This window comes from Chitinimonas violaceus, assembly GCF_052601015.1.
This window is the reverse complement of sequence record NZ_JBQXDJ010000005.1, coordinates 81,205-104,654: the sequence shown is the minus strand read 5'-3', so window position 1 is coordinate 104,654 and position 23,450 is coordinate 81,205. Positions and strand designations below refer to the sequence as shown.

General features: G+C 55.6%; 24 protein-coding genes. 15 read left to right on the top strand and 9 right to left on the bottom strand.

Annotation, left to right across the window (positions count from 1 at the left end; translation table 11 throughout):
• Positions 1 to 13 precede the first annotated feature (13 nt).
• On the bottom strand, positions 14 to 853 hold the full coding sequence (thiD, locus tag ACUHMQ_RS03230) for a bifunctional hydroxymethylpyrimidine kinase/phosphomethylpyrimidine kinase (RefSeq protein ID WP_445294007.1): 840 nt from the start codon (positions 851 to 853) through the stop codon (positions 14 to 16).
• Positions 854 to 971: 118 nt separating this feature from the next.
• Here thiD and ACUHMQ_RS03225 point away from each other — a divergent pair, with 118 nt between their 5' ends.
• From ACUHMQ_RS03225 to hemL, 5 genes are all read left to right on the top strand, one after another.
• A complete protein-coding gene (locus tag ACUHMQ_RS03225) occupies positions 972 to 1,136 on the top strand; it encodes a rubredoxin (RefSeq protein WP_445294006.1) in 165 nt (54 codons plus the stop codon).
• A gap of 64 nt (positions 1,137 to 1,200) precedes the next feature.
• Complete coding sequence (locus tag ACUHMQ_RS03220) at positions 1,201 to 2,028, top strand: M48 family metallopeptidase (protein ID WP_445294005.1); 828 nt, start codon at positions 1,201 to 1,203, stop codon at positions 2,026 to 2,028.
• Between the two features lie 112 nt (positions 2,029 to 2,140).
• On the top strand, positions 2,141 to 2,551 hold the full coding sequence (locus ACUHMQ_RS03215; RefSeq protein ID WP_445294004.1) for a CopD family protein: 411 nt from the start codon (positions 2,141 to 2,143) through the stop codon (positions 2,549 to 2,551).
• Between the two features lie 8 nt (positions 2,552 to 2,559).
• Positions 2,560 to 3,039: a CYTH domain-containing protein gene (locus tag ACUHMQ_RS03210; RefSeq protein WP_445294003.1), complete on the top strand. Its 480-nt coding sequence runs from the start codon at positions 2,560 to 2,562 to the stop codon at positions 3,037 to 3,039.
• An 88-nt stretch (positions 3,040 to 3,127) separates the two neighbouring features.
• On the top strand, positions 3,128 to 4,408 hold the full coding sequence (hemL, locus tag ACUHMQ_RS03205; RefSeq protein ID WP_445294002.1) for a glutamate-1-semialdehyde 2,1-aminomutase: 1,281 nt from the start codon (positions 3,128 to 3,130) through the stop codon (positions 4,406 to 4,408).
• Between the two features lie 244 nt (positions 4,409 to 4,652).
• Here the strand turns inward: hemL and ACUHMQ_RS03200 are convergent, their stop codons facing one another.
• The gene (locus ACUHMQ_RS03200) at positions 4,653 to 4,928 is read right to left on the bottom strand and encodes an accessory factor UbiK family protein (RefSeq protein ID WP_445294001.1); all 276 of its coding nucleotides are present in this window, start codon (positions 4,926 to 4,928) and stop codon (positions 4,653 to 4,655) included.
• Positions 4,929 to 5,230: 302 nt separating this feature from the next.
• On the opposite strand from ACUHMQ_RS03200, the gene glnK reads away from it, so the two are divergent.
• From glnK to ACUHMQ_RS03165, 7 genes are all read left to right on the top strand, one after another.
• Positions 5,231 to 5,569 (top strand): P-II family nitrogen regulator, encoded by a 339-nt coding sequence (gene glnK / locus ACUHMQ_RS03195; RefSeq protein ID WP_445294000.1) that lies wholly within the window; start codon positions 5,231 to 5,233, stop codon positions 5,567 to 5,569.
• Positions 5,570 to 5,590: 21 nt separating this feature from the next.
• Positions 5,591 to 7,099 (top strand): ammonium transporter, encoded by a 1,509-nt coding sequence (gene amt / locus ACUHMQ_RS03190; RefSeq protein ID WP_445293999.1) that lies wholly within the window; start codon positions 5,591 to 5,593, stop codon positions 7,097 to 7,099.
• Between the two features lie 270 nt (positions 7,100 to 7,369).
• Entirely contained in the window at positions 7,370 to 7,858 is a 489-nt protein-coding gene (purE, locus tag ACUHMQ_RS03185) for a 5-(carboxyamino)imidazole ribonucleotide mutase (RefSeq protein WP_445293998.1), read from the top strand.
• A gap of 2 nt (positions 7,859 to 7,860) precedes the next feature.
• Positions 7,861 to 8,997, top strand: a complete 1,137-nt coding sequence (locus ACUHMQ_RS03180; protein WP_445293997.1) for a 5-(carboxyamino)imidazole ribonucleotide synthase — start codon at positions 7,861 to 7,863, stop codon at positions 8,995 to 8,997.
• Positions 8,998 to 9,118: 121 nt separating this feature from the next.
• Positions 9,119 to 9,997 carry a phosphoribosylaminoimidazolesuccinocarboxamide synthase gene (locus tag ACUHMQ_RS03175; protein ID WP_445293996.1) on the top strand — a complete coding sequence of 293 codons (879 nt, stop codon included), beginning with the start codon at positions 9,119 to 9,121 and terminating at the stop codon, positions 9,995 to 9,997.
• 192 nt (positions 9,998 to 10,189) lie between these two features.
• Positions 10,190 to 11,578, top strand: a complete 1,389-nt coding sequence (locus ACUHMQ_RS03170; protein WP_445293995.1) for an EAL and HDOD domain-containing protein — start codon at positions 10,190 to 10,192, stop codon at positions 11,576 to 11,578.
• A 288-nt stretch (positions 11,579 to 11,866) separates the two neighbouring features.
• Entirely contained in the window at positions 11,867 to 14,554 is a 2,688-nt protein-coding gene (locus tag ACUHMQ_RS03165; RefSeq protein ID WP_445293994.1) for a polysaccharide deacetylase family protein, read from the top strand.
• A gap of 132 nt (positions 14,555 to 14,686) precedes the next feature.
• Here the strand turns inward: ACUHMQ_RS03165 and pip are convergent, their stop codons facing one another.
• Positions 14,687 to 15,643 carry a prolyl aminopeptidase gene (gene pip / locus ACUHMQ_RS03160; protein ID WP_445293993.1) on the bottom strand — a complete coding sequence of 319 codons (957 nt, stop codon included), beginning with the start codon at positions 15,641 to 15,643 and terminating at the stop codon, positions 14,687 to 14,689.
• A gap of 148 nt (positions 15,644 to 15,791) precedes the next feature.
• On the opposite strand from pip, the gene ACUHMQ_RS03155 reads away from it, so the two are divergent.
• The 3 genes from ACUHMQ_RS03155 (at position 15,792) to ACUHMQ_RS03145 (ending at position 17,566) form a co-directional block, all read left to right on the top strand.
• Positions 15,792 to 16,028 (top strand): sulfurtransferase TusA family protein, encoded by a 237-nt coding sequence (locus ACUHMQ_RS03155; protein ID WP_445293992.1) that lies wholly within the window; start codon positions 15,792 to 15,794, stop codon positions 16,026 to 16,028.
• 28 nt (positions 16,029 to 16,056) lie between these two features.
• Positions 16,057 to 17,091 (top strand): dihydroorotase, encoded by a 1,035-nt coding sequence (gene pyrC / locus ACUHMQ_RS03150; RefSeq protein ID WP_445293991.1) that lies wholly within the window; start codon positions 16,057 to 16,059, stop codon positions 17,089 to 17,091.
• A gap of 154 nt (positions 17,092 to 17,245) precedes the next feature.
• Entirely contained in the window at positions 17,246 to 17,566 is a 321-nt protein-coding gene (locus ACUHMQ_RS03145; RefSeq protein ID WP_445293990.1) for a hypothetical protein, read from the top strand.
• Positions 17,567 to 17,593: 27 nt separating this feature from the next.
• Here the strand turns inward: ACUHMQ_RS03145 and ACUHMQ_RS03140 are convergent, their stop codons facing one another.
• The 6 genes from ACUHMQ_RS03140 to glyQ form a co-directional block, all read right to left on the bottom strand.
• Complete coding sequence (locus ACUHMQ_RS03140) at positions 17,594 to 18,298, bottom strand: M48 family metallopeptidase (protein ID WP_445293989.1); 705 nt, start codon at positions 18,296 to 18,298, stop codon at positions 17,594 to 17,596.
• Positions 18,276 to 19,046, bottom strand: a complete 771-nt coding sequence (locus ACUHMQ_RS03135; RefSeq protein ID WP_445293988.1) for a lysophospholipid acyltransferase family protein — start codon at positions 19,044 to 19,046, stop codon at positions 18,276 to 18,278. Before ACUHMQ_RS03135 ends, ACUHMQ_RS03140 begins: the two co-directional genes overlap by 23 nt.
• Positions 19,046 to 19,591 carry a D-glycero-beta-D-manno-heptose 1,7-bisphosphate 7-phosphatase gene (gene gmhB, locus ACUHMQ_RS03130; protein ID WP_445293987.1) on the bottom strand — a complete coding sequence of 182 codons (546 nt, stop codon included), beginning with the start codon at positions 19,589 to 19,591 and terminating at the stop codon, positions 19,046 to 19,048. The genes ACUHMQ_RS03135 and gmhB overlap by 1 nt, the downstream gene beginning before the upstream one ends.
• A 73-nt stretch (positions 19,592 to 19,664) precedes the next feature.
• A complete protein-coding gene (glyS, locus tag ACUHMQ_RS03125; protein WP_445293986.1) occupies positions 19,665 to 21,749 on the bottom strand; it encodes a glycine--tRNA ligase subunit beta in 2,085 nt (694 codons plus the stop codon).
• A gap of 102 nt (positions 21,750 to 21,851) precedes the next feature.
• Entirely contained in the window at positions 21,852 to 22,358 is a 507-nt protein-coding gene (locus ACUHMQ_RS03120; protein ID WP_445293985.1) for a surface-adhesin E family protein, read from the bottom strand.
• 6 nt (positions 22,359 to 22,364) lie between these two features.
• The gene (gene glyQ, locus ACUHMQ_RS03115; RefSeq protein WP_445293984.1) at positions 22,365 to 23,255 is read right to left on the bottom strand and encodes a glycine--tRNA ligase subunit alpha; all 891 of its coding nucleotides are present in this window, start codon (positions 23,253 to 23,255) and stop codon (positions 22,365 to 22,367) included.
• Positions 23,256 to 23,450 lie beyond the last annotated feature (195 nt).

Here is a 23,450-nt window from a genome sequence, read left to right as displayed (position 1 = left end):
TGCTACCGTTGGCTTATTCCAGCGCTGCGTCTTTTTCGTCCTCAGGCTTAGGCCTTGCCCAGAACAATCGGTCGGGTATCTGTTGCCCCATACCAGGGCGATACGCATTTTGTAGCGTTTGCCACGCGTAGTCTTCTGCTTCACGCGCAGCCTGCGGAATATCCATACCGTTGGCGACGAAAGCGGCGAACGCTGCGGATAAAGTGGTGCCCGCGCCATGGTAGCTGCCAGACAACCTTTCCCAGCTATCCAACCGCACCCGGCCGGAACGGTTAAACAAGGCATTGTTCACCGTTGATGTCTTTTCGTGGGTGCCTGTGACCAATACATATTCCGTACCGAATTGCCGAATACGCAGCGCAGCCTCATCCATGGTCATATCGTCTTGTTCGTCGGGGTCGTCAGTGGCCAGATGGCGCGCCTCAAGACTATTGATGGTGAGTATGGTCGTATGCGGCAGCAGGAGCTCACGGATGGCACCGATCATTTCCTCGTCAGCAAAGTCGTCGCTACCGCCCGTGGTGAGCACCGGGTCCAGAATCAGCGGGATGTCCGGATAGTCCGCAGCGATTTCGGCGACGACAGTCAGATTCTCCAGGCTGCCGACTACACCGACCTTGATGGCGGTAATCTGCATGTCTTCCAATAGAAAGCGCGCCTGGTCAGACACCATGTCCGCTTCAATGGCGAGGAAGTCCTCGGTACCGGCGGTATCCTGTACGGTTACAGCCGTGATGACGGGTAAGGGATGACAACCGAGAGATGACAAAGTCAGGATATCTGCGGCCAAGCCACCCCCTGCAGAAGGGTCGTTTGCTGCGAAGACGAGGACAATGGGGGGAGCTGGATTCATGAAGCGCTATCTTGAAATGAGTGGATAACTTGGGCTGGATCATGACAAAACAGCGGCCAAGGTTGGACAATACGCTAGAATTTTAGCCCATCGTGTCCTTCCCCTCGATTGCTCAGCTATGAAAAAGTATATGTGTCTGATTTGTGGCTTTATCTACGATGAAGCCGCCGGCCATCCTGACGATGGTATTGCACCCGGTACGCTATGGAGTGATGTGCCAATGAACTGGACTTGCCCAGACTGTGGTGCACGTAAGGAAGACTTCGAGATGGTGGAAATCTGAGCGCAGATGTGTTGTGCAAACAGCGCGGCCAGCTTTTTGCCACCTATGTTTTGGAGGTTCGATCATGTTGAAACGCAGTTTTACCTTGCTTGGCTTAAGCGCTGGTCTTTTGCTGAGCGCTTGTCAGCAAGTCAATACCACTGAGGGTGGGGCTATCGGCGTTCACCGTAAGCAGACCATGTTTACGATGCTGTCGTCCGAGCAGGTTGATCAGATGGCTGCCGAATCCTATGCGGCTACGCTCAAGCAGGCGCAGAGTAAAGGTATCCTGAACAAAGATGCTGCCATCACGGGTCGGGTCAAGGCGGTGGCAAAGCGTTTGATCCCGCAGGTAATCGTGTTTCGTAAGGATGCACTGGCCTGGAAATGGGAGGTCAATGTGGAGGACAGCCCAGAGCTGAACGCCTATTGCGCCCCGGGCGGCAAGATCATGTTCTTCACTGGCATCATCGAAAAGCTCAAGCTTAACGATGACGAAATTGCCGCCATCATGGGACATGAGATGGCCCATGCGTTACGCGAGCATGGCCGTGAACGCATGAGCAAAGCCTATGCACAGCAGATGGGTGCCAAATTGCTCTCGGTAGTAACTCAGGGCCAATACGACGGCTATATCGGCCTTGCGGGTAAAGTGACCGATGTCGCCTATAACCTGCCGAACAGTCGCCAGAATGAGTCGGAAGCCGACGCCATGGGCATCGAGCTGGCTGCACGTGCCGGGTACGACCCCGGTGCTGCTATTTCGCTATGGCAAAAGATGAGTGCAGCCTCAAAAGGCCAGCCGCCACAGTTTCTTTCCACTCACCCATCAAACGAGACGCGCATCAGCGAGCTGCAAGCCAATATTCCCAAGGTAATGCCGCTTTACCAGGCAGCCCGTAAGAAGAACTAGCCTTCTGGTTTTTCCTTTTATGGAAACAACTTCTCAAGAACCAGTCCAAGGTGCAGTACCTAAAGTAAGATGCAGCCGGTTTTCGCCGGCTGCTTTCATCTGGAAGAGGCATATGCTCTGGGTTAAAGCTTTTCACATTATCTTTGTCATGAGTTGGATGGCGGGGCTGCTTTATCTGCCACGCTTATTCGTCAACCATGCTATGGCAACCGAACCCGCTACGCAGGCGCAATTGCAACTGATGCAACGCAAGTTGCTACGGTTCACGACGATTCTGGGCAAGATAGCGGTCATCTTGGGCGTGTGGTTATGGCTGCAATGGGGCTTTGGTGGCGGTTGGTTGCATGCCAAGCTGGCCCTGGTGCTGGTATTGATCGCCTTTCATGTCTATTGCGCCATGCTGGTGCGTGACTTTGCCGCAGGGCGTAACACACGTAGCCATGTCTGGTACCGCTGGTTCAACGAAGTCCCCACCCTGTTGATGATGGCAATTGTCATCTTGGTGGTTGTGAAGCCTTTTTGAGGTGCAGGATGGCTAAAGAAATTGAGCGCCGCTTTAAGTTAAAAGACGATAGTTGGCGTGGCTTGGTGGAAGGCGAATGGCTTAAGCAGGGTTATTTGTCGGTCGAGCGTGAACGGACGGTGCGGGTTCGAATAAAAGGCGACGATGCATGGTTGACGCTGAAATCCAATATCTCCAATGTCTCGCGCCACGAATTCGAATACCCGATTCCCTTGCAGGATGCCGAGACAATCCTGGCAGCCATGTGCCCGATGTTGGTGGAAAAGAAGCGCTATCGTATTCAGCGGGACGGGCATCTTTGGGAAGTAGACGAATTTTTTGGCCAGAATGCGGGCTTGGTGCTGGCTGAGATCGAGTTGAATGATGAGTCGGAAGCCTATGTACGCCCCGATTGGTTGGGTGAGGAAGTAACCGAAGACCCGCGCTATACCAATGCCTATCTGAGCAAGCAGGCGTGGCCAACCTGGCCCGAGAATCGGTCTGCCTGACGCAATACAGTTTTCCTTGTTCCTGTCCTTGTGATGGGACAGTCTCATTGAGCGCATTCTGCGCGAGTTGATCGGATCGGAATTTCCCATGAGCAAGAACGAACAGTTGTTTCAGCGTGCGCAACGCCATATTCCTGGCGGCGTGAATTCACCGGTACGTGCTTTTGGCGCGGTTGGTGGTACGCCACGCTTTTTCCAGCGTGGTAGCGGCGCGTACGTGTGGGATGCCGATGACAAGCGTTATATCGACTATGTGGGTTCCTGGGGACCGCTGATTCTGGGTCATACCCACCCGGCGGTAGTGGAGGCGGTTCAACAAGCAGCTGCACAGGGAATGAGTTTTGGTGCGCCTACCGAACGTGAGATTGACCTAGCGGATCTGTTGTGTGAGATGTTGCCCTCCATGCAGCAGGTTCGGTTGGTGTCCAGCGGTACCGAAGCGACCATGAGTGCTATCCGGCTGGCGCGTGGCTTTACGGGGCGTGACAAGCTGATCAAGTTCGAGGGTTGCTACCATGGCCATTCGGACAGCCTGCTGGTCAAGGCCGGGTCCGGTTTGCTGACTTTTGGCAACCCTTCCAGCGCCGGTGTGCCGGCCTCGGTGGCGGAGCACACGGTGGTGCTGGCTTATAACGATGCGGCTCAGCTCGAAGAGGTTTTCGCTACCCAGGGTGACCAGATTGCAGCCATCATCGTCGAGCCCTTCTGCGGCAATATGAATCTGGTGCGGCCTTCGGTCGAATTTGTTGCTGCTATGCGCAGGCTGACTGAAAAGCATGGTGCGCTGCTGATTTACGACGAGGTGATGACGGGCTTCCGTGTGGGACTTGGCTGCGCCCAGGGACTGCATGATGTCAAACCTGACCTGACCACACTGGGTAAGGTTGTGGGCGGAGGTATGCCATTGGCGGCATTTGGTGGCCGTAGCGACGTGATGGCGAAGATTGCGCCGCTGGGCCCGGTTTACCAGGCAGGTACGCTCAGTGGGAATCCGGTAGCGGTTGCAGCGGGAATTACCACGCTGGAATTGATTCGCCAGCCAGGGTTCTTTGCCGCACTGACTGCCAAGACACGTGCGCTGGCAGAAGGCTTACAGGCTGCTGGGCGTGCTGCGGGGCAGACCTTCTCTGCCGATTCGGTAGGCGGTATGTTTGGTGTGTATTTCACACCAACCCCGCCTAAGTGCTATGCGGATGTGATGAGCAGCGACAAGTCGCGTTTCAATGCCTTTTTTCATGGTTTGCTGGACGAAGGTGTATACATTGCACCGGCTTTGTATGAAGCCGGGTTTGTGTCGGCAGTCCATACTGATGAAGACATCGCCGCTACGGTATCTGCAGCAGAACGGGCTTTCGCTCGCCTTGGGTAAGAAGTCTTAAGCTGGCAAGAAGCCACCCGACCGGGTGGCTTCTTTCATTTGAAACCTTGTCGCAACCTCAATCACTGCTGCGCAGTAAGAACCTGTTTAAAGTCTGCTATGCGTTAGCAATACGGCGTTAAAAACACCCTCGGAATGCTCATTTACCACACGTAAACTCCGCTTCCTCGGCTGTTTTCGCCTTGTCTTGCTCTAGCTCGCGAGACTTTAGATAGGTTCTAAGATCAAACAGATTCTAAAAGTCATCCTGTGGGTTTTCTGCGGCTGCAATAGCCGTTGCATTGCGTGCTTCAAGGGCTGCAACACGCGCTTCCAATGCAGTCAGCGCTTCACGTGTCTTGGCGAGTACTGCTTGCTGTACTTCAAACTCTTCACGCGTAACCAAATCGAGCTTCGCGAAACTGGCGCTGAGCACCGCACGTAGGTTCTTCTCGATATCACGTGCTGGTCCTGTGGCCATCACATCGGCGATCTTGCCGCTTACTTCATCGAACAGGCGTTGGGCCAGCATGGGATTTCTCCTTGGGTAAGTGATTTGAGGTGCAGTCTATGAACTTGTTCAGGGCCTGTCACGAGTAACCACCTGTGTAACACAAGTTTTGAAATGCGCTATGGGCATATATATGGGGGCATGTTTCCGATGCACCAGTATCGCGCGATGGTAAATAGATGCGCACTGAAACTGTGCGGTTATGATCGCTAGCTCGATGGGTTGTTATCTAAATTATTGATAATAAATAGGATATTTGTTGGCATGACACGTGCTATTCGTGCCTTGTCGAGTTAGTGGCCTGTCCATTCAAAGGAGCGAAGATGAAGTTCGTTACCGCCATTATCAAGCCGTTCAAGCTTGACGAAGTGCGTGAAGCTTTGTCCGCCATAGGCGTACAGGGAGTGACTGTCACCGAGGTCAAGGGATTCGGCCGCCAGAAAGGCCATACCGAGCTGTATCGTGGTGCAGAGTATGTGGTGGACTTTCTGCCTAAGGTAAAGCTGGAAATTGCCGTGAGAGAAGACATCCTGGAGCAGGTTATCGAGGGGATCGAGAAGGCGGCAAATACAGGCAAAATCGGCGATGGCAAGATTTTTGTCTTCGACCTTGAGCAAGTCATTCGTATCCGTACCGGTGAAACCGGCGCGGAAGCGTTGTAAGCCCTAAGGGAGGACTGAGTCATGAAAAAGCTACTTACGGCACTGGCTTTGGCTGGCGCGATGAGTCTGGGGAGCGCCTGGGCGGATGAACCAGCCACTGCGGCTGGTACCGCTGTTTCAGCAGAACAAGTGACAACAGCGGTAAGCGATGCAGTACAGGCACCTGCTGCTACTGCTGAACCCACGACAGGTGCTGCACCGGCTGCAGCACCAACGCCGACAAGCAACAAGGGTGACAATGCCTGGCTGTTTGTTGCCACAGCCTTCGTGATTTTGATGTCCATCCCTGGTCTGGCGCTCTTCTACGGCGGCCTGGTGCGCTCGAAGAATATGCTCAGCGTACTGGTACAGGTATTTGTGGTGTTCGCGCTGATTTCCATACTGTGGGTTGCGTATGGCTACAGTGTGGCGTTTACCGAGGGTAACGCCTTCTTCGGCTCATTCAGCAAATTGTTCCTCAAAGGTGTGACGCCGGATTCGCTGGCGGCAACCTTCAGTAAGGGCGTAGCGATATCAGAGCTGATCTATGTGGTGTTTCAAGGCTCGTTTGCGGCGATTACCTGCGGACTTATCGTCGGGGCCTTTGCCGAACGCGCCAAATTTGCAGCGGTGCTGGCTTTCGTGGTGCTCTGGTTCAGCTTCAGCTATCTGCCCATGGCGCATATGGTCTGGTATTGGACTGGTCCGGATGCGTATATCAGCCAAGCGGCGGCAGATGCAGCAACCGCCACCGCGGGTTGGTTATTCCAAAAGGGTGCGCTTGATTTTGCCGGTGGCACTGTGGTGCATATCAATGCGGCTGTGGCAGGTTTGGTCGGTGCGTACTTCGTAGGTAAACGTCTGGGTTATGGCAAAGAAGCGATGACCCCGAATAATCTGACCATGACCATGGTTGGTGCGTCACTGTTGTGGGTAGGCTGGTTTGGTTTCAATGCGGGTTCTGCATTGGAGGCCAACGGGGTTGCGGCTCTCGCTTTTCTGAACACATGGATAGCGACTGCGGTTGCGGCGTTCTCCTGGTTGTGTGTCGAGTGGTTGTGGAAGGGTAAGCCTTCCATGCTGGGCGCGGCATCGGGCGCTGTGGCGGGACTGGTTGCGATTACCCCTGCCTGTGGCTTTGTCGGTGTAATTGGCGCAATGGCTATCGGTTCGATTGCTGGCGTGGTTTGCCTGTGGGGTGTACACGGTCTGAAGCGGTTATTGGGGGCAGACGACGCACTGGATGTGTTCGGGGTCCATGGCGTAGGTGGAATTTTGGGCGCCATTCTGACCGGCGTGTTTGCCGACCCATCCCTGGGTGGTACAGGCATCTGGGACAATGTAGCCAATAAGGTCGCCGAAGGTTATTCCATGGGCAGCCAAGTATGGATACAAACCCAGGGTGTACTGACGACACTGGTATGGTCAACGGTTGTTTCGGTTATCGCCTATAAGCTGGTTGATCTGACCATCGGCCTACGTGTACCGGAAGATGAGGAACGCGAAGGGCTGGATCTGACCTCGCATGGCGAGAAAGCCTATAACCTCTGATTCAAGCCTGGATACGAATCACGTATCCCCATTGGTGCGATCCGGAAACGGCCTGTCATGAGACAGGCCGTTTTTACGATGCCAATCTTGCTGCGGAAGTACATATGGTTGCTAACCTGCAGTGCAGCACGATCTTGCAGATACATATGTGTAAAGCTGATTCATCGGGGAAGCACCGCAACTTGTGTGGCAACCAGCCATCAGACTGGTGGGTTTTGGCAGAAATGCGATTTTCTGTAGAATCCACTTTTTGAAACAGGGGATTTTCCGATGATCCAAGTCGGCCTCGTCATGGGCAGCAATTCTGACTGGGAAGTCATGCAACATGCCGCCCGCCAGCTCAAAGCCTTTGGCATTCAATTCGAGGCGCGTGTCGTCTCTGCCCACCGTACACCTGATCTACTCTACGAATACGCCGAAACCGCTGAAGCGCGTGGCCTGAAGGCCATTATCGCGGGTGCTGGCGGTGCTGCCCATCTGCCGGGCATGCTGGCTGCCAAAACGGTTGTGCCGGTTCTTGGTGTGCCTGTTCCAAGCAAATACCTGCGTGGTGAGGATTCGTTGCTGTCGATCGTGCAAATGCCTAAGGGAATTCCTGTGGCGACATTTGCGATCGGTGAGGCGGGGGCTGCGAATGCCGCCTTGTTCGCTGTGGCGATGCTGGCCAATGAAATCCCCGATCTGCGTATCAAGCTGAACCAGTTCCGCGAAGACCAGAAGAACACTGTGTTGGCTATGAGCCTGCCAGAAGTCGAGTAAGCATGGCGACCAAACCCATATTGCCGCCCGCGATGCTGGGCATACTAGGTGGTGGCCAGCTTGGCCGCATGTTTACCGTCGCTGCAAAGACCATGGGCTATCGCGTTACGGTACTTGACCCGGATGCCAACGCGCCTGCTGCTGACTTTGCAGATGTACACCTGTGCGCAGCTTATAACGACCAGGCTGCCCTGAAGACCTTGGTAGAAAGTTGTGCTGCGGTCACCACGGAATTCGAGAACGTCAACGCCGATTCGATGCGATGGTTGGCCCAGCATGTTCCAGTCAGCCCCTCTGGCGATTGCGTCGCCATTGCTCAGGACCGCATTCTGGAAAAGAGCTGGATTCGCAAAGCGGGCTTGGCTACAGCCCCTTATCTGGCGCTGGAGACGGTTGAAGACCTGAACCACGATCTGAGACCTTATTTGCCCGGTATTCTCAAGACTGCCCGGCTTGGTTACGACGGCAAGGGGCAAGTGAGGGTGGCGACTGCGGCAGATGCCCGTGCCGCCTATGCGGACCTTGGTGGTCAGGCATGTGTATTGGAAAAGATGTTGCCGTTGGTTTGCGAAGTATCGGCCATCGTTACCCGGACGAATACGCACGAAGTGGCAGTGTTTCCTGTTTCAGAAAACCGCCACGCCAAGGGCATTCTGGATGTCAGCATTGTCCCGGCGCAGGTGGATGCAGCCGTGGCGGCCAAAGCCCAGCAGATGGCAATTCAGTTGGCTGAAGCGCTCGACTATATCGGTGTGCTGGCCGTGGAGTTTTTTGTGCTGGATGGTGACGAGCTGGTACTGAATGAAATTGCGCCGCGCCCACACAATTCTGGCCATTACACGATCGATGCCTGCCTGACCAGCCAGTATGAACAACAGGTGCGTGCCATGTGTGGTTTGTACCCGGGTAAGACGGACCTGATGTCCCCGGTGGTCATGGTGAACCTGTTGGGTGACGTCTGGAAGGATGATGGTGCGGAACCGAACTGGAGTGTGCTGATGCAGGCGCCGAATGTGCATTTGCATCTTTACGGTAAGAAGGAAGCACGCCCTGGCCGCAAGATGGGGCATTACTGTGTGTTGGCAGACTCGGCAGAGAATGCACTGGCGCAGGCTGAGGCCATCAAGGATACGCTTTGATCTGATGTAAGTTGGGCGCTCTGCCTGACATTTGTAATCTGTTAGTGCTAAGCACCTGATCACGGCGGTACCTAGTAGGATCGTGAACAAGTTCTTAGCCTGATATCTAGGGAAACATGGCATGGACGGCCTGACCACTACCAATCTGACCAGTCTGAAGAAGATCTACTCCGGTAAGGTGCGCGATCTATACGAGATCGACGGCAAACGCATGTTGATGATCGCGACCGATCGGCTATCTGCTTTTGATGTCATCCTGAATGAGCCTATCCCTGCCAAGGGTAAAATACTCACAGCCATTTCCAACTTCTGGTTCGACAAGCTCAAGGATGTGGTGCCCAGCCATTTCACTGGTGAGCAGCCTGAAGATGTGGTCAGCGCAGAGGACCGGCCGCAGGTAGAAGGCCGTGCTGTTGTGTGCAAGCGGCTCAAGCCGGTGCCAGTTGAGGCCGTGGTGCGTGGCTATCTGGCTGGTAGCGGTTGGAAGGATTACAAGGCTTCTGGCGTTGTCAGCGGTGTGACATTGCCCGCTGGATTGCGTGAGGCGGATAAACTGCCCGAGCCGATTTTTACCCCTTCGACCAAAGCCGCCGTGGGCGACCATGATGAGCCGATCTCGTTCGAACAGACTGCGGACCTCATTGGTACGGAGCTTGCCGCTAAGGTGCGCGACACAGCCATCAAGTTGTACATGGCTGCCAGTGAATACGCGGCGACACGCGGTATTATCATTGCCGATACCAAGTTCGAATTTGGTCTGGATGAGAACGGTACGCTGTGCCTGATGGATGAGGCCCTGACACCGGATTCAAGCCGGTTCTGGCCAGCTGACCAATATCAGCCAGGTAGCAATCCGCCAAGCTACGACAAGCAGTTTGTGCGTGACTGGCTGGAAACCACGGGTTGGAACAAGACGCCACCGGCGCCGGCTCTGCCAAAAGAAGTCGCCGAACGGACGGCTGCCAAGTACCGCGAAGCTTTAGAAAAGCTTACTGGTTAGGAAGTTTGTTCAAAGTCTGTCACGAGCGGTTGTAAGCTGGATTCAGAGCAAACATAAGCCCTGATCACAGCTGCGCAGTAAGACTGTGAAGAGATGTTAAGCGGTTTTTGCCGTCCAGGAAGGCCTGTTGTTTCTGCCTATAATGCTGCTATCCAAATCGCAGCCAGCACAGGCAGGAAACGGCAGGCCTTTATGTTTTCAGGGCTGATCAAGAAGCTCTTTGGCGAGAACAATGCGCCAACCACCCCTGCAACCAAACCGGTAGCTAGCAAGCCAGTAGTCACCAGCAAGCCGGTTGTGGGTGTTGGCCTGGGGGCTGCGCCGGGCGAGGCGGGCTTTGTGGCGGGTGCGCATACAGAAACCATGTTGCAGCGCGAGATCGTTGTGGATCGTGATCTGCAGATCATGGGCTACAACTTCCGACTGCGCGATAGCGTCCTCAAGCGTAAATCCAAGATGGCCAATTCGGTCCTGCGCTTGTACGACGAAGTGCTATTGCGCAATTTCCTGGCGGAAGAGGCGACCAAAGCCTTCGGTACCAAGCGAATTGTGTTGGAAGTATCGGTCTGGGCACTTGAAAGTCCTTTCCTGTCAAAGCTGCCGCATGGCCGGTTTGTGTTGATGGTGCATTACAACGAGGAATATTTTCAGAATGCAATCGACCATGTTGGTTTGTTGCAAGGCTTGAAAGATCAGGGCTTTCAGTTAGGCTTCGACAGTTTCCCGCTGGTGCCTGAACTGATGGGCTTATTGCCGTTGGCGGATTTTCACAAGCTTTCTGTTGCCGAGTACGACCTGACCCGTCTGTCGCAGGCAATTTCGGCGGTAAATCAGGCTGCGCCTGAGTCGGCCGTGCTGGTGGGTGATATCCATTTCTACGAAGAGCTGCAAGTGTGCCGGCAGATGCAGGTGCAATACCTGCAGGGCAGCTACCTGCGTTGCAAGGAATTGTCTGAAGCCGATGCGGTGGATGCGAGCTATTTGCGTCTGATTGAAGTTCTGAACCTGGTACGGGCCGATGCCGAAGCGACGGTTGTGGCGAATGCCATGAAGTACGACCCGATGCTCAGCTTCAAGCTGCTGCGTTTTGTGAATTCACCCGGTGCAGGCTTGGTGACCAAGGTTGATACGCTGGATAGGGCGATGATCGTGCTTGGCAACAAGCAGCTTTATCGGTGGTTGTCACTGCTGCTCTTCGGTCATGAGCGGCAGGAGGGTGACCAGGACATTCTCTTGGAAACCGCCTTGGTCCGTGCCCGGATGATGGAGACGCTTGGGGCGAAGCAATTCAAGCGTGCTGATCTGGACCTGCTTTTCACCGTTGGCATGTTCTCGATGCTGGAGCCGCTCTTGCGCCAACCCATGGTCAAGATACTCGAAAAGCTCAATCTGCCAGCCGATGTCAACCAGGCGCTGCTGGAACGTAAAGGCCGGTTCGGTCCTTTATTGAATCTTGCCCTGATGTGTGAGGATGGCAACTTGGCGGAAGACCCAGCCCTTTTTGCGGCCGCGAATGTCACCAAGTCTGAGGTAAACCTTGCTCAGCTTGAGGCCATGCTTTGGGTTGAGGAGGTGGTCTAGTGCTGGATTGGCGCTAAGAACCTGTTCACGATCTTACTGCGCAGCTGTGATCAGGGCCCATGTGCTGCTCGAAGTCCTCATGTACTCCAGTACATTCAGGCTTCTGCGCTGCGCTTCACCCTGCTGACAGCGGCTCGCGACAGATATTGAACAGGTTCTAAGAAGGCCAAGGAAAATTAATTGCATAGTATTGATTTGCATGGGTTAAATGAGCATTTCTAGGTTGCCGTCAACACAGTATCGTTGGGGCTAAACAACCTTCATACAGGCTCGTAGCACGCTTTAGTCATGCCCAAAAAATACGTCGCTCTGTTCGTCATTTTGATTCTTGCCAGTGCAGCTGTCGGCTACCGCCTATTACAAGCATCCAGCAATTCTCCGGCCCCTACCGATGCTCAACCCAGCCAGAAGTCCGTTGCGGAAGCTGGTCCGACAGCCGACCTGGCTGCTTTGGCGACAGTATTGGGTAACTATCGCAAGATCATTGTATTGCTCGCAGATGAGCAGAATTTGAGCGAGGCTGAGCGGCAGACTGCGACCACGGTTGGTCAAGCGCTGTTTCACGACAAGCTGGAGCAGGAAGCAAAGCTGGGCGACCAATTGGACAACTTGGTCCAATCGTCAGGCACTGCACGTTTTCAACAGATGGATAGCCTGCTCAACTATATCGAATCGGACCCCAACCTGTTTGACGCCGACAGATTGGCGTTTCGCGAGTTATTACGCAGCTTGCAGCGCAGTGTTGCGCGTGACAGTAGCCTGCAGGCAATCAAACTGCACAAACGCATTGGAGAAGACCTGGACGCATTGGCGGAGATCGAACGCCAGTACGAGCGGGAAATCAGCCAGATATTCAGCCGTTTCGATACCCGCGCGATTGTACTTAAGCGGGAGAAATGGGAAGACTATTTAGCGAAGTTGAACACCCGCTACAAGCGCGAGCAGATCTTGAAGGACTTTGGCGTCATCACGCCGTATCCCAAATTGCCGCGCGATGAAGGCAACAAGGAGATATTCGGTTACCAGATGGCGCCGAAAACGGTGGCGCTGACCTTTGATGATGGTCCGCATTCCCAGTACACGGAGGAAATTGTCGCCATCCTCAAGCAATACAATGTGCCCGCAACCTTTTTCCAGGTGGGCCGTAATCTGGGTACCTTGGATGCGAAGGGCAATGTACGCCTAGGGCCCAATGCCAAGATCAGCCGCAAGCTGATGGCCGATGGCTATGCCTTGGGCAACCACAGTTACTCCCATATTCAGCTGTCGAAACAAACCGGTGATGCGCTCAAGGCGGAGATCAACAATACCGACGTGTTGTTACAGGCGGTCGACAAACAGCGCCAGCCCTTGTTCCGTTTCCCTTACGGTGCGCGTAACAAGGAGGGCATGCAGGCACTGTCTGCAGCGAAGTTACGTTCGGTAATGTGGAATATCGACTCATTGGACTGGGCTGACCCGGTTCCCAGTTCGATTGCTGACCGGGTTTTGCGCAGCGTGGACAAAGAGGGCAGAGGTATCATCCTGTTCCACGATATTCACGAACGCACCATCAAAGCCCTGCCATTGATCCTGGACCGGCTAGTCGCCGAGGGGTATCGCTTTGCTGGCTGGGATGGCAGTGATTACAGCGCCAAAGGTGAAGACCCTGTAGCTGCTACCAAGACCATCACAACGGGTTATGCGGATTCCTGGGCGATTGTTATCGGCATCAACGACTACGCCAAATGGCCCAAGCTGCAATACGCGGTTAACGATGCCGATTCCATGCGGCAGATTCTGTTGGATAAGTTCGGGTTCGCGCCAGAGCGGGTGCTGACCCTGAAAAATGGCGAGGCAACCCGCAACGGCATTTTGGCGGCATTCCATGACAAGCTGGCACATGGCGGGCTGAAGAAGAACGACCGGGTGTTTGTGTTCTTCGCAGGGCACGGTGCCACCCGTAAGCTCAGTTCAGGGCGGGATATCGGCTACATCATCCCCGTCGATGCAGACCCGGAAGGAACGGCAACCGACGCTATCCCGATGACGGAGATTCAGAACATTGCCGAGAGTCTGGCTGCCAAGCATGTATTTTTCGTGATGGATGCCTGCTACAGCGGTTTGGGGTTGACGCGAGGTGCCAGCAACAGCTTCCTGCGTGAGAATGCCAAGCGTCTGGGGCGGCAGATGTTGACGGCCGGCGGTGCTGATCAGCTGGTGGCGGATGGCGGCCCGGGCGGGCATTCGATCTTCACCTGGACTTTGCTGCAGGGCCTGAATGGTAAGAGCGATTTGAATGGCGATGGATTGATCACTGCGACGGAACTGGCGGCCTATGTGGCGCCTGCTGTTGCCGGGGTTTCCGCGCAGACGCCAGCTTTTGGCAGTTTGCCCGGGTCGGAAGGTGGGGACTTCGTCTTTGAATTGCCTGCCGATACGGAATTCCTCAGCGCAGGCACCAGCCAGCTGGGTGGCGATGCGATTGCCCTCAACCAGAAGCTCGATGCCACTCGCCCGACTACACCACCTGTCGAGGCAGGGAAAGCACTGGCGGTTGCGGCTGTCACAGTCAAGGACTTGCAAGGTAAGGAGCGCACGCTGGCGCCACCCCCACTGGTAAGCAGTTCCACCCGGCAACTTGCTCAGCGTGCTAACGATAGAGGCTTACAGCTCTACAAGGAAAAGCATTACGCAGAAGCAGAGCAGCAGTTTACCGAGGCGCTGAAGCTACGGCCTGACTTTGCCCTGGCTGCGAATAACCTGGGTTTCGTCTATTACCGGCAAGAGAAATATGTTGAGGCCGCACGCTGGTTTGAAAACACGATCAAAGCCGACCCTTCGCGTGCCATAGCGTATTTAAACCTTGGCGACGCCTACGCGAAATCGGGTGATCGGGAAAAGGCGAATAAAGCCTACCGCACCTACTTGGCGTTGGCGCCAAAGGGACCTGCCGCGCCTTATGTTCAGAAACAGCTGGATACTGGCGGTACTTGAACTCCGTTATCAAGGATGTAGAAAAAGCCCGGTTAATTCGGGCTTTTTCTATTTGGGCGTTCCCCCTTGCGTGGGCTTTCGGGCAGCACATAAGCCCTGACCAAGGCTGCGCAGTAAGATCGCAACAGGTTCCTAAGTGAGGATTTTCTTCATCCGCTCACACGCCCTCACCAGACCTCGGGTAATACCCGGTTCCCAAGCCGAGTGGCCTGCATCCTGCACGAATTCCAGTGTCGAACCCGGCCATGCCTGGTGTAGCTCCCATGCCGATACCGGTGGGCACAGCACGTCATAGCGGCCCTGGATGGTGATCATGGGCAGATGGCTGATTTTGCCGACCTGGGCCAGCAAGTCGTTTTCCGGCAGGAAGATATGGTTGACGAAGTAGTGTGCTTCTATCCGCCCAACGCCCAGCGCTACGCCGTCAGCTCCGTAATTGGCCAGTACGGCAGGGTCCGGGTGCAGCGTTGCACATTCACCTTCGTAAACGCTCCAGACCTTGGCTGCGGGCATATGTACGGCTGGGTCCGGGTTGTTCAGGTATTTGTGGTAGCTGCTTAGCAGATTGTTGTGCTCGCTTTCAGGCAAAAAGCCGGCAAATCGTTGCCAAGCCTCGGGGAAGAATTGACGCATGCCACGCATGAACCAGTCGATTTCCCATTGACGGCAAAGGAAGATGCCGCGCAGTACAAAGCCTAGGCAACGGTCCGGGTGGGCTTCGCCATACGCCAGTGCGAGGGTAGACCCCCACGAGCCGCCAAATACCAGCCACTTTTCCACATCAAGCAATTCACGCAGGTATTCGATATCAGAGATCAGGTGCTGGGTGGTGTTGTCGCGTAATTCGCCCACTGGCGTGGAGCGGCCTGCACCACGTTGATCGAAAATCACGATGCGGTAAAAGGCAGGGTCGAAGAACTGTCTGTGTTTGGGGCTTGCACCAGAGCCCGGGCCGCCATGCAGGAACAACACCGGTACCCCATTGGGGTTGCCTGATTCTTCCCAATAAAGGGTATGGGTGGCATCGATCGGCAGCATACCGCTGCGATTGGGCTCGATGGCGGGATAGAGTTCACTGCGTTCGGTCACGGACAATATCCTTGAAAATGCTGAACCCGTATGATACGGCTGGCTTGCGGGCTCGGCCACCTGGCTGTGGGGCCAGACGTTGCAGCATGAACACGCGGCAGGTCTTACGACGGGTAAAATAGCAAAAATTTCATTTTGCGAGCCTGCCATGAGCGCCCCCGAATCCAATCTGACTGTTGATCTGTCCGGGTTGAACTGCCCTCTGCCTATCCTGCGCGCCAAGAAAGCCCTGGCTGATTTGCCCAGCGGCACGGTACTGCAGCTGATTTGCACTGACCCAGGTACCCCGAGTGATTTCGAGGCATTCTGCCGCCAGACCGGCCACACCTTGAGCCACCAGGAACAGCAGGATGGCAAATTCCTGTTCTGGCTGACCCGCCGCTAACCTTTTTGCCGCTTCCCCGGACCATTCCATGACGCAACTTACTTTGATCCGCCCCGATGACTGGCATCTGCACCTGCGAGATGGCGAAGCACTGAAAGCCGTATTGCCCGATACCGCCCGCCGTTTCGGCCGCGCGATTGTCATGCCTAACCTCAAGCCACCGGTACGTACGGTGGAAGAAGCCGCTGCGTATCGCGAGCGCATTCTGGCGGCTGTGCCTGCCAATATGAAGTTTGAACCCTTGATGACGTTGTACCTTACCGACGTGACGCCACCCGAGGAGATCGCCAAGATCAAGGAAAGCGGGTTTGTGAAGGCCGTCAAGCTCTACCCGGCTGGGGCCACGACCAACTCGGACGCTGGCCTGACAGATATCAACAAAGCCATGCCGACGTTGGCTGCGATGGCCGAGTTGGGTGTGCCTTTGCTGGTACATGGCGAAGTCACCGACCCCGCCGTGGATGTGTTCGACCGCGAAGCGGTGTTTATTGACCGCGTGATGAAGCCCTTGCTTGAGAAGCTGCCGACCTTGAGGGTGGTGTTTGAACATATCACCACCAAGCAGGCAGCCAATTTTGTCTGGAGCGCCGGTAATAACGTGGCAGCCACGATTACGGCCCACCACCTGTTGATGAACCGCAATGCCTTGTTCCAAGGGGGCATACGTCCTCACCACTATTGCTTACCTGTGCTTAAGCGTGAAATCCACCGCGAAGCGTTGATGGACATGGTGGCAAGCGGCAGCCCGAAGTTCTTTCTGGGTACAGACAGTGCTCCGCATGGCAAATCGACCAAAGAAGCAGCCTGTGGTTGCGCCGGTATGTACACCGCCAACAATGGTATTGAACTCTATGCGGAAGCCTTCGATACATTAGGGGCGCTGGACAAACTGGAAGGCTTCGCCAGCCGCTTCGGGCCAATGTTCTATGGTCTACCTGCCAATGACGACACGATCACCTTGGTGAAGGAAGAGACACGAGTGGCAATGGAACTGCCCTATGTAGGGTCGGATACATTGGTGCCGCTGCGGGCGGGGGAGGCGGTTGCCTGGCGACTCGCCTGACCTGTGAAGAGATCTGCTGCGCGTCAGCTATACGGTGTTGAAAACAGCTTCCAGCCCGGAGGCTGTTTTTCTTTGGAACCTGCAAAAACAAAACAGAAAGCAAGGGAGTGGTGCGGGTAGAGCCAGAAGAATTAGCAGGGGAAGGATGTAATGCATGGGGGAGGGCTACGGCCGCCTTATGGGAGACCGTATCCGGACCGACCACCTTGTGGGGGGAAGATACGGAAAGCAATGCTACTGGGAGTGGTTACCCGGTGCGGTCTACCGACTAATCGCCAACCTGTGGATGACAGGCCCTATGCGAGCAGAAGGCGAAGCCGGCACGGTAATGAGTGAATGGCCCGGTGCAGCATCGAATTGCAGTATTCCAAAGCCGAACCAATGTATCTACCCATACTCCCATATCTTGCATGCGATGTCGGATTTGCGTTGTTCGACTGCAACAAAGGGTATTTGTTGTCTGCTACTGCGGTGATTTGAAATCACGAGTGGGAACACAACATCACCAGGCGAAATACCGGCTGCCATGGTGTTTCAACCATTCACGCTTCTGTTTCCAATCTGGGCAGGCACTGGCGACCAGATCCCAAAACCTTGGAGAGTGATTCAGTTCGACCAGATGGCATAGCTCATGGATGACGACATAGTCGAGCACCCCGAGCGGTGCCTGCATCAGCCGCCAATTCAATCGGATCACGCCGTATGCAGTACAGCTGCCCCAGCGGGTTCCGGCGCTGGATAGCTTGAACCCGCTGTATTGCAGGCCTAACCGGCCGGCCCACAATGCCAGACGTTCTGCCAGAAAACTGCGTGCCTCGCGCCGCATGAGCTTTTCCAGCGCCAGTGGAATTGCGTCGTCACTATTGGCATTCAGGCACAGCGTGTCTGCTTCGACACTTGCGCGCTTGAACCCCAATGCCAGACTGCGCGTTTCACCCAGCCAATCGATCTCGCTGCCTGATGTCAGCGGTGGTGCTGGTTGGCGTTCGGCAATGGCATCAAGACGGCTGAGTATCCAGCCTGCTTTCTTATGCAGGATGCCATCCAGCTCGGTAAGCGGGAAACGATTGGGAACGGTAACCACCAAGCCGTGTTGGCTGATTTGCAAGCCCACGCTACGGCGGGCCGAGCGTTTGAGCTGTACGCTGACGGCACGGCCTGCCAATGTGAATGAACGGCGGTCTTCAGCCTGCGAGGGCATTGCCATGTGTATCTGTTGATTTACGGGTGGTGGGCCAGCAAGGGCCTACCCCGCTGATGCGTTCCATCTCGGTCTCGATCCAGGTTTCCACCTCACGGCCGACCTGATCGGAATGCTTGCCGATCGTGGAGATGGGTGGCCCGATGGAGATGGTGATTTCACCGGGATACTTCAAGAAACTGTTGCGCGGCCAGAACTCGCCGGCATTAACCGCTACCGGCACTACTGGCACACCGGCCTTGCATGCGACCCGTGCGCCACCATATTTGTAATGCCCACGTTGTCCTGCCTGCACGCGGGTGCCTTCTGGAAACACGACAATCCATGCGCCTTTTGCCAGCCTTTCCTTACCTTGCCGTACCAATTGACGGCTGGCTTCGTGCGGGTGGGAACGGTCCAGTGCAATCGGCCGCAGGCTCCACATGCCCCAGCCAAAAAATGGAATCCACAAGAGTTCACGCTTCACCACCCACACAGTCAGAGGCAGCAGCGTTTGCAAGGCCATGGTCTCGAAGGCGGACTGGTGCTTGCTCATCACCACTGCGGCGTTTGCCGGCAAGTTCTCTTGCCCGATCACCCGGCCCTTCAGCCCACAAGTGACTTCCAGCCACCAGATGGCGAACCAACACCAGTAGCTGATCACCCGGTAACGCACCGAATAGGGCAGGGGCAGGGCCAACATGCAGCCGATGGCGCACAACACCGTGTTTAACGCCCATCCTGCCATATACAGTGCCGAGCGTAACCACAGCATCACGATTCCTCTTGGTCGATGAGGTCGAGCACCGCTTCCATCAGGTCGTAGAACACCTTTGTGTCGGGTGGCAGACCGCCTGTTGCCAGGGTTTTCTCACCTTTGCCGGTACGCACCAGAATCGGTTGTGCGCCCACTGCTTCGGCCGCTTCCAGGTCACGCAGGCTGTCGCCCACCACAACGGCTTTTTCCAGGCGCACATCGAAGCGTTGTGCGATGTCACGGTACATGCCGGGCTTGGGCTTGCGGCAGTTGCATTCCATGTCTGCCGTATGTGGACAGAAGAAAATGGCGTCCACTCTTCCACCCACACTGGCCAGCATACGGTGCAGCTTCTCGTGCATGGCATTGAGTTCCGCCATGCCGAAGAGCCCCCGCCCGATGCCGGATTGGTTGGTGGCGATCACCACCCGCCAACCCACATGGTTGAGCAGTGCAATGGCTTCCAGACTGCCGTTGATAGGCACCCATTCGGCAGGTGATTTCACAAAATCGTCGCGATCCTGGTTGATAACGCCGTCGCGATCGAGGATGACGAGTTTCATGGCAGTGTGGATGGTTATTAGTGAGGCATACGGCGTTGGGCGCAAGGCCCTGGCCAGCATGCTGCACCAAGGGTCAGTCGGCTAGCAGCGAGATATCCGCCACCTGGTTCATCAACTCACTCAATGTCGCCAGGAGAGCCAGGCGATTGCCGCGTATGGCGGCATCGTCAGCCATCACCATCACGCTGTCGAAGAAGGCATCGACCGGTGCACGCAGGCCAGCCAGCTGTTTGAGCGCACTGGTGTAATCATGCGCAGCCAGCGCGGCTTTGACTGGTGTTTGCAATGCGGTGAGTGCGCCATGCAGATCGCGTTCGGCTGCTTCCACCAACAGGTTAGCGCTGATAGCGGGTAATTGGGTACCTTCGGCGACGTTCTTCTTCAGGATGTTGCGTATGCGCTTGTTAGCGGCGGCTAAAGCGGCGGCTTCGGGTAATGCCTTGAACTCGGCGACGGCTGAAAGGCGCAGGTTCAGTTCATCAAAGCGGCTTGGCGCATCGAATAGCACAGCCTCGATGTCGGCAGCCGGGAAGTCGGCAGCCAGCAGGTTCTTCAGGCGTTCCAGCATAAAGCCGAATACGCCATTCACTGTATCTGCGGCCACCACGCCTGTCGGGAAGGTTGCGGCGGTTTGCGCCAGTAGTTCCTTCAGGTCCAGCGGCAGGCGTGCTTCCACAAGCATACGCAATACACCCAGCGCTGCACGGCGCAGAGCGTATGGGTCTTTGTCGCCAGTCGGGATCAAACCAATCCCCCAGATACCGACCAGGGTTTCGAGCTTGTCGGCAAGCGACACTGCTTGGGCAATCGGGCCTTCAGGCAGGCTGTCGCCAGCGAAGCGCGGGTGGTAATGGCCTTCGACGGCAGCTGCAACCGTTGGATTCTCGCCATCCAGACGGGCGTAGTAGGTACCCATGATGCCTTGCAGCTCGGGGAACTCGCCAACCATATCGGTCAAGAGGTCCGCCTTGGCAAGGTGGGCTGCACGCGCGGCCAGGGCTGCATCGGCACCAAGGGTTTTGGCGATGTTGGCGGCGATGGCTTCCAGACGCGTTACACGTTCGAGCTGACTGCCGATCTTGTTGTGGTAGACAACGTTCGCCAAGCGGGCCACTCGGCTGTCCAGGCGGTGTTTCTGGTCCTGCTCGTAGAAGAACTTGGCGTCGGACAACCGTGCACGCAATACCCGGCCATTCCCGTGGATGATGTGACTTGGATCGGCGGTTTCGAGATTGGAGATGATCAGGTAGCGGTGGGTCAGCTTGCCTTGTGCATCCAGCAACGGGAAATACTTCTGGTTCTGCTGCATGGTCAGGATCAGGCACTCCTGCGGCACCTTGAGGAAGTCCTCCTCGAAGCTGCCTTCCAGGGCAACAGGCCATTCAACCAACGCTGTCACTTCGTCGATCAAGGCATCGCCACCTGCATAGCTGCAGCCACGCTTGGCAGCCATCTCGTCGAGTTTTTGCTTGATGGTGGCGCGGCGTGCTTCAAAGCTAGCCACCACCTTGCCTTTTTCGCGCAGGGTATCGGCATAAGCATCGGCATTGGCGATTTCAACCGGCCCTTGCGACAGGAAGCGATGTCCACCAGTTACACGGCTGGATTGGAACCCGAGTACTTCACCAGCTACGATATCGCTGCCGTGCAACATCACAAGGCCATGTACCGGGCGGATGAACTGGCTGTCGCGGTTGCCCCAGCGCATCAGTTTGGGGGCGGGCAGCTTTTTCAGTGCTTCAGCAACGATGCCAGCCAAATGGGCGGACAGTGGCTCACCCTTCTTTTCAGCACGGTAGATGAATACGTCCTGTTTGCCATCGCTGGCTTTTTCAAGCTTGTTGAGCTCGTCTGCCCCCAGGCCGACAGAGCGAGCAAAACCCAACAACGCAGGGCTGGGTTGGCCGTCTTTGTAACCCGCCGCAACAGCCGGGCCTTTTTTCTCGACCAGGCGGTCTGGCTGCATAGCGGCGACATTGGCGATCGTAACAGCCAGGCGGCGTGGGCTGGCATAGTTGACCACGGCTGCTTCTGCGGTAGCAAAACCCAGTTTCTTCAATTCACTGCCGATGGTGTCGGCAAACGAGGCGGCCAAACGTGGCAGGGCCTTGGGTGGCAGTTCTTCGGTGAACATTTCGATCAATAGCGTTTGACTCATAAACTTCTTTTTCACTGCAAGGCTGCCAGCCGGCGCCTTAATGGGTTGATCCAGACTCGGGTTTGAGCCGTTGTATTTTGCACAGCGTGGCGTTCGCTGTGCCTATCCCTTTTTGCTCTCAGCGGCTTCTTCCTTCTGCTTGGCCAGTCCGCAGACCTGGCGCACAAAGTCGGCTTTGTAGTTGTCGCTACCAGTGGGTTCAAAGGTCCACTGAAAGCCCGGTACGTCGCGGCGACTGGTCTCGTCGTCATCTTTGTCGTGCCGTTCCACCGCAACACCTGCCATTTCGGCCTTGGTGCAGTTGATCGCAAAGCGGGAATATTCCTTGCGGTAGTCGTCCTCGTCCTTGAAGTCTGGCGTTTGGTCCGACTTGAATTCGCGCAGCACCCACACATACACAAGCGGGTCGTTGTAACCATCGGCATCGTCGGTTTCGATACTGTTGAAATCAACCTTGGTGTCGAAATCCGGCAACTGGCCATACAACCGCCAATCTGCTTCGTCCTTATCGGGAATAGGGATAGGCGGCTCGGCATTCTTGGTATTCATGTAACTGCCGCCACATGCGGCGAGACCGAGGGTCAGGAGCATTGCAGCAGCAGTCTTCATGGCAACCTAGTCCTTTTTCAGCATAGGGAAACCCAATGCGGCGCGGGCATCGTAATAGGCCTGGGCAACACCGCGCGACAGGGTACGGATACGGCCAATATAGGCTGCCCGCTCGGTTACCGAGATGGCGCCGCGTGCATCAAGCAGATTGAAGGTATGGCTCGCCTTCATAATCATTTCATAGCCTGCCAGCGGCACTTGCGCTTCCAGAAGCCGCTTGGCTTCGCTCTCATAGTCGTTGAACTGCTTGAACAAAAGCTCGACGTTGGAATGCTCGAAAGCATACTTCGATTGCTCGACTTCGTTCTGGTAAAACACATTGCCGTAGGTAACGGGGGTGCCGTCGGGCAGGTGGGTCCAGATCAGGTCGTAGACGTTTTCTGTATTCTGCAGATACATAGCCAGCCGTTCCAGGCCGTAGGTGATCTCGCCGAGCACAGGTTTGCAGTCCAGGCCGCCCACTTGTTGGAAGTAGGTGAACTGCGTCACTTCCATGCCATTAAGCCACACCTCCCAGCCTAAGCCCCATGCGCCAAGTGTGGGGCTTTCCCAGTCGTCTTCCACGAAGCGGATATCGTGCACGGTGGGGTCCAGCCCCAGGGCTTTCAGCGAACCGAGGTAAAGATCCTGGATATTGTCCGGGCTGGGCTTGAGCGCAACCTGGAACTGGTGGTGCTGGAACAGGCGGTTGGGGTTCTCGCCATAGCGGCCATCCTTGGGCCGGCGCGAAGGCTGAACATAGGCGGCATTCCAGGGTTCCGGGCCCAAGGCGCGCAGGAAGGTGGCGGTATGAAAAGTACCGGCGCCGACTTCACAGTCGTAAGGTTGCAAGAGCACACAACCGTAGTCGCCCCAGTATTTCTGCAGTGTAAGAATGATTTGCTGGAAGGTCAGCATCGTGACAAGCGCTCGCTAAATGGGTCTACCGTCCGCTGGGTTTTTTACAACCAGGAACAGGCTTCGGGACGATATAAAACACCGATTCTACTTGAACTTAACGCAAGGTTTGCACTGCTGCACCCTGCAAAGCTGAGTCAGCTATAGCCAGCCAAGGTTTCTTGCAACATGTCCATTATTTGAGCGATATGTTGC